The sequence below is a fragment of the Phytohabitans aurantiacus genome, from assembly GCF_027923225.1.
GTDB lineage: Bacteria > Actinomycetota > Actinomycetes > Mycobacteriales > Micromonosporaceae > Phytohabitans > Phytohabitans aurantiacus.
This window is the reverse complement of the sequence record NZ_BSDI01000016.1, coordinates 130,305-142,157: the sequence shown is the minus strand read 5'-3', so window position 1 is coordinate 142,157 and position 11,853 is coordinate 130,305. Positions and strand designations below refer to the sequence as shown.

Annotated in this window: 9 protein-coding genes; 1 reads left to right on the top strand and 8 read right to left on the bottom strand. The window is 68.9% G+C overall.

What is annotated here, in order from left to right:
• Window positions 1-203 precede the first annotated feature (203 nt).
• The 6 genes from QMG73_RS18800 to QMG73_RS18775 form a co-directional block, all read right to left on the bottom strand.
• Window positions 204-1,064 (bottom strand): hypothetical protein, encoded by an 861-nt coding sequence (locus tag QMG73_RS18800; protein WP_281897330.1) that lies wholly within the window; start codon window positions 1,062-1,064, stop codon window positions 204-206.
• 54 nt (window positions 1,065-1,118) lie between these two features.
• Window positions 1,119-2,420: an ABC transporter ATP-binding protein gene (locus QMG73_RS18795; protein ID WP_281897329.1), complete on the bottom strand. Its 1,302-nt coding sequence runs from the start codon at window positions 2,418-2,420 to the stop codon at window positions 1,119-1,121.
• Window positions 2,421-2,620: 200 nt separating this feature from the next.
• Window positions 2,621-4,810: a bifunctional glycosyltransferase/CDP-glycerol:glycerophosphate glycerophosphotransferase gene (locus QMG73_RS18790; protein WP_281897327.1), complete on the bottom strand. Its 2,190-nt coding sequence runs from the start codon at window positions 4,808-4,810 to the stop codon at window positions 2,621-2,623.
• A 67-nt stretch (window positions 4,811-4,877) separates the two neighbouring features.
• A complete protein-coding gene (locus QMG73_RS18785) occupies window positions 4,878-6,659 on the bottom strand; it encodes a DUF5941 domain-containing protein (protein ID WP_281897325.1) in 1,782 nt (593 codons plus the stop codon).
• Window positions 6,659-7,405 carry an ABC transporter ATP-binding protein gene (locus QMG73_RS18780; RefSeq protein WP_281897323.1) on the bottom strand — a complete coding sequence of 249 codons (747 nt, stop codon included), beginning with the start codon at window positions 7,403-7,405 and terminating at the stop codon, window positions 6,659-6,661. Before QMG73_RS18780 ends, QMG73_RS18785 begins: the two co-directional genes overlap by 1 nt.
• A 5-nt stretch (window positions 7,406-7,410) precedes the next feature.
• The gene (locus QMG73_RS18775; protein WP_281897321.1) at window positions 7,411-8,220 is read right to left on the bottom strand and encodes an ABC transporter permease; all 810 of its coding nucleotides are present in this window, start codon (window positions 8,218-8,220) and stop codon (window positions 7,411-7,413) included.
• A 208-nt stretch (window positions 8,221-8,428) separates the two neighbouring features.
• Between QMG73_RS18775 and QMG73_RS18770 the strand changes: the two genes are divergently transcribed.
• Window positions 8,429-8,632, top strand: coding sequence for a PspC domain-containing protein (locus tag QMG73_RS18770; RefSeq protein ID WP_281897354.1), 204 nt, complete (start codon window positions 8,429-8,431; stop codon window positions 8,630-8,632).
• A gap of 19 nt (window positions 8,633-8,651) precedes the next feature.
• On the opposite strand, the gene QMG73_RS18765 is transcribed toward QMG73_RS18770, so the two are convergent.
• On the bottom strand, window positions 8,652-10,526 hold the full coding sequence (locus tag QMG73_RS18765) for an arabinofuranosyltransferase (protein WP_281897319.1): 1,875 nt from the start codon (window positions 10,524-10,526) through the stop codon (window positions 8,652-8,654).
• A gap of 41 nt (window positions 10,527-10,567) precedes the next feature.
• A complete protein-coding gene (locus tag QMG73_RS18760) occupies window positions 10,568-11,791 on the bottom strand; it encodes a glycosyltransferase family 2 protein (protein WP_281897318.1) in 1,224 nt (407 codons plus the stop codon).
• Window positions 11,792-11,853: the final 62 nt, after the last annotated feature.

Here is an 11,853-nt window from a genome sequence, read left to right as displayed (position 1 = left end):
GAAACCTAGGCCAGGCAACGGCGTGCCCCAATCACCAACCCGACCCCAACCCACACATCGGGGCGAAGAGCCGTGCATTCGCCCTTGATCGGCGCGAGAAAGGGCGCGCAGCGCCAGCAACGCGGCCACGCGCGGCACGCGGGGCGCCACGCGCGGCGCGCGAGCGCGCCGCGGAGCGGGCGCGAGGGGCGCGGGCGGTGGGGTTAGAGGTTGGCTATGGTGCGGATTATTTCGGCGTAGAAGTTGCCTTCGATACTGCGGAACAGGGCGAAATCCTGCCCCGGGTTGCCGAAGAACGGCCGCAGCGTCCAGGCGAGCTGTGTGCCCACGAAGCCGAACAGCATGATCCAGATGTACAGCAGCGTCATGCTCGCCGGCCGCTGCTCGCCGACAGGCCGCTGCGGCCGCGGGGCGTATGGCTGGAACTGTGGTGGCGGCGGCGCCACGGGCAGGGTGGGGACGGGAGCGGCCACTGTGGACGCGCTGTCGCCGTTGGCCGCGACCGCGACGAGCGCGGGAGCCGGCTCCGGGGCGGCTTCAAGCGGTGCCGGGGTGGCGGGCTTCAACAGGCCGGCGTCGTTGAGCACGTGCATGCCGCCGGTCAGGAATCGTAGTCCCACCAATGCTGACAGCGTGAGGATCGCGACGTTGAGCAGCTTGAAGAAACCGTAGTCGGGCGCGGTGATCAGGAAGAAGAGGCTGATCGGCGCGAACGCCAGCGCCAGCATCGCGGTGACCGTGAGCGCGGTCATCACCAGCGCGAGCGACTGGCGTACCGACAGCCGGGCACCGAAGACCAGGTTGAAGAGGTACAGCGTCGGCAGGCAGATCGCGAGCGTGGCCAGGAAGAGCAGTGGAAGCTTGACGGCCGAGGTGACGGCCATCAGTACACTGTGGAACGAGCCGAGCACCGCACCGTATGCGGCGAGGGCGACGGCCGAGCTGGCAAGCATGTTGCCCGTAAGGCTGTTGAGGTCGCGCTCGGCGACGATCTGCTGCCAGATGCTCTGCCTATCGCGCAGGATGCGCTCGATTACCAGTATTCCGGAACCGTTGGCCGACACAGGAATGGTCCTTTCCGTCAGGACAGTGTCGGAGACGGTAGAGCACCGGGCGAGCTACCGCCACCCCACATCGATGCGGTCGCCACGCTCATCGAAGAAGTGCAAGGCGTCCATACGTACCGAAATAGCAAGCGGATGCCCCGACGACACCGCGGGATACGGCGCCAGCCGGACCGCCAGTTCCGCTGGGCGGCGCTGGTGGCGTCCGGGGTCGCTGAGCACGCTGGTGCGGTTGGACGCCGATTCGTCGTTGGGTTTGCGCGGCTCGCCGCGGCCGGTCAATCGCTGCACGACGTGGCCGAAGCGGCGGAACCGGCCGGACCCGCCGCTCGGTTCGGAAGCCGCGCCGCCGATGTCGTCGACAACGATGGCGGTGGCGCCGATGTCGAGGAACGCCAGCGATTCGTGGCCGTGGTGCTCGAGGTACCGGATGCGGCCCTGGAGCACGTCGCCCTGCGTGCTGGGTGCCACCGGGGTGAGCGCCTCGGCCCGCATGCCCACGATGATCCGCTCGCCGTGGTAGTGGGCGACGGCGCGGGCCCGGATGTCGTCCCACGGCAGGTAGAGTGCCTGCTCGCCGAAGTTGAGGGCGACGTACCGGTCGAGGTGCACGTAGACGGACGCTTCGAGCAGGTTCATCCGCGGACTGCCCAGGAACGCGGCGACGTAGAGGGTCGCCGGTCGGCCGTACACCTGGGTGGGTGTGCCGACGTCCTGCAGCACGCCGCGGCGCATGATCGCCACGCGGTCGGCCATCGTGAGCGCCTCGGCCTGGTCGTGCGTCACGTAGATGGTGCTGACGCCCAGCTCGCGCACCAGGCCGGAGATCTCGGCGCGCAGCTCGGCGCGCAGGCCGCTGTCGAGGTTGGACAGTGGCTCGTCCATGAGGAACAGGCCCGGCCGGCGGACGATCGCGCGGCCCATCGCGACGCGCTGGCGCTGGCCGCCGGAGAGTTGGTTGGGCTTGCGGGCGAGCACGTCGCCGATGCCGAGGGCGCTCGCGACGTCGGCGACCCGCTCACCGCGGGGGCCCTGCTCGACGCCGGACAGGCGGAGGGGAAACCCGATGTTGTCGCCGACGGTCATGTGCGGGTACAGGGCGAAGTCCTGGAAGACCATGGCGATCCGCCGGTCACGCGGGGGAAGATCGTTTGCCAGCTCACCATCGAGTAGGATTGCTCCGCTGGTGGGATCTTCAAGGCCGGCTACCATGCGCAGAACGGTTGATTTGCCGCAACCTGACGGGCCGAGGAGCACCATGAACTCGCCGTCGTTGACGTCGAGGTTGACGTTGTCGACCGCTACCGTTCCGTCGGGAAACACTTTCGTGACGTCTTTGAGCGCGACGGTGGTCACCGTCACCTCCCCGCAGCATCGTTGCCGGCCCCCGAATAGGTAACTGTGACGAGCGTTACGGCTCTAGCCCATCGGGTAAACGTGCCATGTTGCTGGTGTAACAGGGTGATTACCGCCCAGTTCAGGCGGCTTTCACCCGGTCAATCAGCTACCCAGCACGCGCTACCGGCACACGAAGCGCTTAACAATTGGCACACACCCTAGGGGCGCTCTCCCAGCAGCACGCGCCGGACGACGCGCTCGGCGGCGTTGCCGTCGTCGCGATGGCAGAACCGCCGCCGGAAGTCGGCCCGGACCTTGGCCGCCGCGTCGCCGTCGACGGCGCCGGAGCGGAACGCGTCGAGCAGGTCGGAGAAGGTCTGTGCCACCACGCCCGGCGGCTCCTCGGTGATGTCGAAGTATGCGCCGCGCAGTAGCCGGTACTCGGCCCAGTCGGGCGCGTAGATGACGATCGGCCGGTCGAGGATCGCGTAGTCGAACATCGCCGACGAGTAGTCGGTGACGAGCACGTCGGCGGCCAGGTACAGGTCTTCCACCGACGGGTACTCCGTCACATCCTGTACCGACCCCGCGCGGGTCGCCTCGTCTACCAGCGGCCGCTTACGCCGCGAGGTGAAGTAGTGCCCGCGCACCAGCAGCCGCCCGTCGGGCCCGAGCAGCTCGGCGAGCTCGTCGTACTCGAACATCGGCTGGTGGCTGACCGCGTCCCGGTAGGTCGGCGCGTACAGCACCACACGCTCCTTGGCGCCGATGCCGAGGCGCTCCCGGGCGGCCGCGACGTCGGCCGGGGTGGCGTTCGCCAGCCGGTCGTTGCGCGGATACCCGACCTCCAGCGTTTCGTAGTCGCACGGGTAGGCGCGTTCCCACATCTGGGTGGAGAAGCTGTTGGACGTGATGCTGTAGTCCCACCGGTCGCAGCGCCGCAGCATGTGGGCGAAGTCGGTGCCGGCCGCGCCCACCGGATAGCGCTGCTGGTCCAGGCCCATCACCTTCACCGGGGTGCCATGGTGCGTCTGCACGTGCACGGAACCGCGACGCTTCACCACCAGGTCTGGGAAGTTCACGTTGTTGATCAGCCAGGTGGCGCGGGCCAGCGCCCGGTAGTACCGCCGGCTGCCAGCGATCACGTAGTCGACGCCGGGCGGCATGGCCGCTGCCTTGTCCCGCCGCACCACCCAGAGCCCGCGCACATCGGGCGCCAACTCGCGGGCTTTTTCGTAGATCGCGGCGGGGTTGCAGGCATATCCCCGGTACCAGTACGCGCCGTAGACGGCGAGCGCCGGGTCGCGTGGCAGCCGCAGTTGGAGGTGGTAGTACACGCGCATCACCGCGTGGTGGGCGGCCCGCGCGGCGGCCATGGCGGCACGCTGGGACAGCTGCTTGCCCTTACGCGCCATCGACCGCAGCCTCGTGCGGTAGCGCGCCGCCGCCCGAAGCACCGTAAATGTCCGCCACTGGCCCTTGCTGACCAGCCGGTGCTTGAGGCCGTCGGCGCCGGACGGCTGGGCGTACCCGCCGGCCGGATACCAGCGGCGGTAGTCCTCGACGATCTGGTCGAAGAACCGGTGCCGCAGGTCCGGCGAGATCCGGTTTCCGTTGCCGAGCACGGTCAGGTAGTGCCAGATCATCCGCTCGAAGATCAGCGGACGCAGGGCGTCGACCTCGTCTCCCCACTCGTCGATCAGCTCAAAGACCCGATGCCAGTGCGGGAAGACCTCGAAGTGCCGCTCTCCCCGGGTACGGGTGATCGCCCCGGTGCGGCGCTGCCGATAGTTGACACACACCCGGTCGAGCACCGCGATCCGGCTCGCCTTGAGCAGGAGCGGGAACGTGAACGAGACGTCCTCGTACCAGCCCGGGCCGAAGCGCAGGCCGAGCCCCACCAGGAACTCGCGCCGCATGATCCTGTTCCACGCCGTGTGCAGCAGGCGCAGCACCTCGGGCCGCTCGCGCACGCTGAAGACGCCCGGCGGCTCGGGGAAGACCTGCGCCAGCGAGCTGCCGACCGTGCGGTTGTCCCAATACGCCCGGACATGGTCGACGATCAGCATGTCGGGAGCGGTCTCGATCAATCGGGCGGCGACCCGGCCGAGCGCACCGTCGGCGAGCCAGTCGTCGCTGTCGATGAACCAGACGTACTCACCCGTCGCCTGGTCCAGCCCGATGTTTCGCGCCTCGCCGAGACCGACATTCTCCGACAGCGAGACGACCCGCACGCGGGGGTCGTGCGCCGCATACTCCGCGAGGATCTCCCCGCTGGTGTCGGGCGAGCAGTCGTCGACGGCGATGACTTCCACGCCGGTAAAGGACTGCCGCAGGATCGAATCAAGACATTCACGCAGATATCCCTGCACTCGATACACAGGAAGAACGATGCTGATGAGCGTCATGATCTGATCCCTGCTAGCGGCCCGTCACGCGCCCAGGAGGCGGCGATTACGCATTGTGCGATTCAGTCTATTGGACAGTCGGGGTGGCCCATGCCCGTGCCACGCCCGCGCCAAACACGACCAGCAAGTAGCTTGCCAGCGCCGCGAACGTCGGGCCGGCGAGACCGGCCGCCGCACCGATCGCGAGCACCAGCACGCGCCCGTCCCAGCCCAGGCTGAGCCAGTGCAGTGGTGGACCGCCGAGCCGCTTCTCCAGCCGAGCCGTGAGGTCGTAGTGGTGCAGTGCCAGCACCATCAGCAGGCCGTACACGAGTGACTGCGGCACCTCGAACGCGGCGCCGACGGCGATCACGAAGACGAACTCGACGGCTCGGAGGGCGGCCGGCACGAGCCAGTCGAGCGCTCCCTCGTGCGGTGCCGCCGCGGGCAGTCCGGCGACCAGTACGAGCGCCACCGCCGCGGCGAGCACGCTCCACCGGTTGATCTCATCCGGGACGAACAGCAGTGCGGCCGCGCCGACCGCGGCCACGACGGCCGCCGCCAGCGGCGGGATCCGTCGCCGGCCGAGGAACCGGGCTGGCACGCCGTCGTCGCGGTAACGGGTCGTATTGACCGTCGCCAGCACCGGCACGCGCATCGCGCGGGCTCGCATCGTGCGCAGCAGCAGCGTGTACGCGGCCGCGAGCCCGCCCCACACGAGCACCGCCACCAGCGCCACCCGCTGATCGAACAGCGCCGCCGCGAGCGCCAGAAGCGCCCACCGCTCGCCGATCGGGAAGACGACCGTGCGCTTGAGCCAGTACATGATCGAGCCCTGGTCGGCCTGCACCCGATTGGAGAGGGAGCTGAGCCGGCCCGTTGCCGCCGCCGAGCGGGACGCCGCCTCGTCGTGCAGCGCGCCGTACCAGGCATCCGTCTTGTGCCGCACGGTCTGCAGGGTGATCGCCGCGATCGCCAGCGTCCAGCCGTCGCCGAGGTCCGCCCGGGTCGCCCCGATGGCCAGCCCCGCGTAGACCACGTACTCCTTGGCGCGGTCGGCCATCGTGTCCAGCCAGCCGCCGAACGCGCTGAAGTTCCGCGTGTACCGCGCCACCTGGCCGTCGACGCAGTCCAGTACGAAGCCCAGGTAGAGCAGTACCGCACCGGCCACCAGCGCCGACCGGCCGCCGACCGCGAAGAGCGCCGCGGCGGCGACCGCGAACGCGACCGAGATCGCCGTGACCGCGCTGGGCCCCAGTCCTAGCCGGGCCGACCAGCGGGTCAGCACCGGCGACCAGGTGCTCACGAAGTACGTGGCGAAGAGGTCGTCCTTCTCCTTCACCGCCAGGCGCAGCTCGGCGGCGTCGGAGTCGACCGCGGCCACCGCGGCCTCGGCGGCCACCCGATCGGGCGGCGTGCTGGCCCGGGTCGCCACGAGTAGGCGTACCCGGTGAGCGAAAATCGTGGTCCCGGTGCCGAACAGGGCCGCGGGCAGCGCGTCGAGACCACCGGGCGTCGCTCCCCGCGCGGCCGCGACCAGCGCCGGAAGGTCATCGGCGCCCACGCGCAGGGCACCGCCAAAGGCGGCGGTCGGCGGGCCCGGCACCAGCCGGCCGCGCTCCTCGCGCACGTCGGCGGCGCCTTCCGGGAGCAACAGGGCCACCGTCGGCCCGACCGGACTCGTCGCGAGATGCCTGAGTACCGCGGTGTGCGCCACGAGATCATCGGCGCACAGCAGCAGGGGCTCCTCAGCGGTACTGGCCACCTTTGCCAACCCGTCGAGGTCAGCGACGGTCACCGCGTCACGGGCGCCCGCGGCCCGGAGTTGGTCGGCGAGTTCCGGCCGCTCGCCGACGACTACGCCAAGCATCAGCGACGGGCCGCCGCGTTGTACGCACCGAGCGCCTCGGTGACGGTGCCGTCGACCTTGAGCAGGCCGCCATCGAGGTACAGGCCGCGCTTGCAGAACCGGGTCAGGTCGCTTTCGTTGTGTGATACCAGCACGAGTGTGCGCCCCTCGGCGAGCAGTCGTTCCATGGTCGCGTAGCACTTCTTCCGGAACTCCGCGTCACCGACGGCCAGCACCTCGTCGACCAGCAGGATCGGGTGCGCGAGCTGCGAGATGATCGAGAAGCCGAGCCGCACCTTCATCCCGGACGAGTAGTGCCGCACCGGGGTGTCGATGGCCTTTTCGACCTGGTCTCCGGCGAACGCGATGATCTCGTCGAACTTGTGCTTCAGCTCGTTGGGCGTCAGCCCGTGGAGCGACCCGACGAGGTGCACGTTTTCGCGACCGGTGAGGTCGTTGGAGAACCCGGCCGACAGCTCGAGCAGCGGCGCCACCGCACCCCGCACCTTGATCGAGCCCTCGTCTGGGATCAGCACGCCCGCGATCAGGCGAAGCATCGTGCTCTTGCCGGTGCCGTTACGCCCGATGACGCCGATCGCCTCGCCCGGATACAGGTCGTAGGTCACGTGCCGCAGCGGCCAGAACTCGTCACCGCGCGGCTGCCGCCCGCCGCGGTGGATGATCATCTCGCGCAGCCGCAACTGCCGGCGCCGGTTTCTCACGAACCGGATGCCGAGGTCGCGGGCCTCGATAATGGGCTGGGACACGGCCCTCAGAGCTCCTTCAGGACGGCGGGCTCCAGGCTACGGAAGACCCACCAGCCGAAGAAGAGGGTCAGCACGCTGCCCACCGCGGAGATGACCGTCAGGCGCAGGTCGAGCTCGGCCGGGTACCAGACCGCGTGATGCAGTTGGAAGATCCCGACCAGCGGGTTCACATCGTAGAGCGTCTTTACCCAGCCGGGCATCGACGAATCGCGCACCAGCGCGAGCGGATAGATGATCGGCGTCGCGTAGAACAGCACCCGGGTCAGCAGCCGCATGAACCGCTCGACGTCGCGCAGCAGCACGTTGAGGGAGGAGAGCAGCAGCGCGATCCCGATCAGCAGCGCTCCTTGGATGAGGATCGCCAGCGGCAGCGCGAGCATCGACCAGCGCAGCTGGAACTCGCCGAAGATGATCGCCAGCAGCACGAGGATCGGGAGCCCGGCGAGGTACTCCGCGAACCGGCCGATCACCCGACCGAGCGGGAAGACCTCGCGCGGCACCTTCATGGTGGTGATCAGCCGGGCCTGGCCGGTGAGCGCGTTCGTCGCCTCGGAAATGGCGGCGTTCGTCCACATCCAGGCGAAGATGCCGGTAATGAGGAAGAGGGGGTATGAATCGCTTGCTTCGCCCAAGTGGTGACCGGTGTCGTACAGGACGCCGAAGACGAACCAGTAGATCAGGCCCATCGCGAGCGGCTCGATCAGCGACCACAGGTAGCCGAGAACCGACTGCTGGTACTTGACGGCCAGGTCACGCCGAACCAGCAGGCGGAGCGCATTGCGATGTGACCACACCGCGACGACACTCGACGTCACGGCCGCCTCCCGTTCCTCACGTTGACGCGGCTCAGGTTAGCAGCCGGTTAATCCTTGGTGTTAACGCCTGAACTCGCGTACGGGGTGTGCCCTACGGGTACGAGGGACGTGGATACGCCTCGTGGCTGAGGGCGGGGCGGCCTGCCGTTCGTACGGTGGAAACAGCCGCGGCGAAGACCCCGCCGCCGACGTCAAGGAGTTGACGACCATGAGTCGCAAGCTCGTCCGACCTCGCGACAACCGCATGATCGCCGGTGTGTGTTCCGGCCTCGCGCGCCGCTTCGGCATGTCGGCCGGGATGATGCGCCTGATCTTCGTGCTCTCGTGCCTGCTGCCCGGACCGCAGTTCCTGATCTACATCGCGCTGTGGATCGTCATGCCGAACGAGAACCGCTACGCCACGGTGCGCTAGCCGGGCCCGCTGCCCTCACTCAGGGCTTGCGGACGCAGACCACGACGTCTTCCGGCAGGTCGTCGACCACGGTCCAGTGCGCGGCGGAGAACTGCTCGCGCTGGAACCGCTGGTTGTCCCACTGCCAGCCGTCGGCCCGCTTCCGCAGCACGAAGACGTCGATGGGGCCGAACTTCGTGTTGGCGGAAGCGGCGGCGAACGCGTCGGGATCGGTGGTCTGCGTCAGGCGGGTCACCTCGGCGCGGCGCTCGTGCCAGCGGGAGAGTGACCCGGCTCCCTCGACCGGGATCGCCACGTAGACGCGCCAGGGCACGAACGAGAAGATCCGCTCGTCGACGGAGAGCGTGACGGGCCGCGCGTCGGGGCCGCGGGCATCCTCGACGACCTTCTTGATGGGGTCGATCGGGAACCAGCGCCGCCGGTCTTCCTTGGGCGCGTACTCCGGGTACTTGCCGTTGGGCAAGGGCTCGCTGTGCGCGCTCCAGGCGTACCGCTGCCCGCTGTACAGCGTGGCCTCTTCCTGCGGCATCCACTGGTCGGTGAAGACGCTGGCGGACCAGGCCAGTGCCACGGCGAGCGCGGCGGCACCGGCGGCGCGAGGCGCGGTGAGCCGTAGCCGCCGCAGGATGATCGGCGCCGCGTGCACGATCGTGAGCACGCCCGCGATGGCGAGCAGCACGGTGTACAGGCGGATCGTGTAGTGCAGGAAGAAGGTGTGCTCGGTGAAGACGAAGCGCACCATGTTGAGGATCCGGTAGGCGTACACGCCGAGCACCAGGAACAGGATCGGCTTGGCCCACCACGTGGAGCGGTAGAAGAACAGCAGACCGACGAGGCCCGCGAGTTGGAGCAGGCCGAACGGGTCCATCTCCAGGAACGGGAAGAGCTTCTCGTTGATCCCGGCCGAAACGAAGAGGTCGGAGACCAGCTCGCCGTTCTGCGTCAGCATCGCCCACGCGTACGGGATGACGTACCAGGACGAGACCGCGAACGCGACCAGGGCGACCAGCACCAGACGGCGGATGTACGCCTTGCGGTCGGTCTCGGCGCGGAAGGTCACCACGATCAGCGCCACGATCGCGAAGACCGAGTAGATGATCCATGCCTGGTAGACGACCACCATCAGGCCGCCGAGCACACCGGCGAGCAGCCAGTGCATCCGGGCCTTCGGCGGCTTGCCGAACGTCTCCAGTACCCAAGGAATGAAGATCGAGAGCGTGATGACCTCGAACGCCTTGCGCGGGTCGGTCCACGTCACGAACGCCAGGGCGGAGATCGCGAGGGCGACCCAGGGCCCGACGTGGCGCCGCCACAGCAGGAACGACACGAGCAGCGCGGCGGACGTGGTGAGCACCTCGGCGTCGGCGAGCAGCCGCCACGCCTGCGCGTCGAGCAGCACCGCGGCCCGCCCGATCAACATCCCGTAGAGCGGCGGGTACTCCGACACCAGCCCCGGAATCGAGTCGGACGGCTTGATGGTCGTCGTGTAGTGCTCGACGATCGCGGACATGCGCATCATGTCGCCGGACACGCCGCCGAATCCGAACGGCGTGCCGTAGAGCGCCGACCGCAGCAGCAGCACCACCCACGCGGCGGCCAGGCCACCGGCGGCGCCAGCGACCAGCTCACCTCGCCAGCGCAGCCCGATCACGAAGAACACGCTGGCGAGGACCAGCGCGGCGGTCAGCGGCACCGCGTACGCGATGAACGAGAACGGGTCGTACTTGAAGTAGGCGGGCGCGAAGAACGCCACCGGGGTGGCTACCAGCCACACCAGCACCGCGATGGTGCCCGAGTTGGACAGCCACCCCACCAGCCGCTGCCGCCGCGGCGGAGGCGACGCCGCTGGTTGTGGCGAAGCCTCCACGTCGGGCTCCTGAGTCTGCAGCGCCATCTCGTCCGACACTCCCCCAAGTCGCCGTCGGGCAGGTGGCGTCAGACGCCGGTAGCCGCGTATTCGCTGTCGACCTGCTGCTTGGAGGTCACCGGCGCGTGCACCCGGCGCAGGCTCAGCAGGCTGGAGAACAGACCGGCGAAGAGCACCATCACGCCGAGGCCGATGGCGGTGGACGACGGCAGTACGACCCGGAGCGCCTCGCCGAGGTCCTGCGCGCCGAAGCCGCGCGAACCCCACGCCGAGAAGGCCAGGATGCTGCCCGCGAGGCCGATCAGGATCATCACGATGCCGGCGGCCGTGCAGGTCTCGAACCTGATCAGCCGGGTCCAGCGATCGGCTTGCCTGTTGTCGGTGATGCCTTCGCTGTGCCCGTAGATCAGAGCGAACACGCCGAACAGCCACAGCTGCGCGCCCACGAGCATCGAGAGGCAGGTGTAGACGAGCGTGTTGATGTCGAAGCCGACGCCGGCGACGCTCAGCGGGCCGACGGTGAGGATGCCGGTGCCGATCATGCCGAGGACGAACATGATCGCGCCGGGCCAGATGAGCGTCTTGCGGGGCGCGAACACCAGCAGGAAGCGCAGGTGGCGCCAGCCGTCGCGCCAGGTGCGCAGGTGCGGCGGGCGGCTGCGGCCGTCGGGCTGGAGGGTGGTCGGCACCTCGACGATGTCGTACTTGTTGAGCGCCGCGCGGACCACGAGCTCGGACGCGAACTCCATGCCCGGCATGCAGAGCCCGAGCTGGCGGATGCGGTCGCGGTTGAACCCGCGGATGCCGCAGTGGAAGTCGCCGACCTTGAGGCCGAAGAGGCGCCGGCCAAGCCAGGACAGCACCGGGTTGCCGAGGTACTTGTGCAGGGGCGGCATGGCGCCGGGGGCGATGCCGCCGCGGAACCGGTTACCCATGACGACGTCGTGACCGGCGCGCAGCTCCCGGACGAACGGCTCAAGGTTGGACAGGTCGTACGAGTCGTCGGCGTCACCCATGATGATGTACTTGCCGCGCGCCTCTTCGATGCCGTTGAGCAGCGCGCCGCCGTAGCCGCGGATCGGCGCGTGCGACACCCGGGCGCCTGCCTTGGTGGCGATCTCCTGGGAGCCGTCGGTCGAGCCGTTGTCGCTGACCAGCACCTCCCCGACGACGCCGAGCTCATCGAGGGCGCGGAGCGCCTTCGTGACGCACACCTCCAGCGTCTCTGCCTCATTGAGACAGGGCAACAGGACGGTGACCTCGATCTCGTCTCTGGCCACGGTGCCAGCCACAGGCAAACTCCCAGGTGATTCAGGCGGCGACAGAAGCGACGCACCCCTACATGGCGCACTTT

Excerpts from the sequence above, each read along its gene's own strand:
- QMG73_RS18770 (WP_281897354.1), top strand. The coding sequence starts at position 8,429 with ATGAGTCGCAAGCTCGTCCGACCTCGCGACAACCGCATGATCGCCGGT.
- QMG73_RS18785 (WP_281897325.1), bottom strand. The coding sequence starts at position 6,659 with ATGCTTGGCGTAGTCGTCGGCGAGCGGCCGGAACTCGCCGACCAACTC.
- QMG73_RS18765 (WP_281897319.1), bottom strand. The coding sequence starts at position 10,526 with ATGGCGCTGCAGACTCAGGAGCCCGACGTGGAGGCTTCGCCACAACCA.
- QMG73_RS18790 (WP_281897327.1), bottom strand. The coding sequence starts at position 4,810 with ATGACGCTCATCAGCATCGTTCTTCCTGTGTATCGAGTGCAGGGATAT.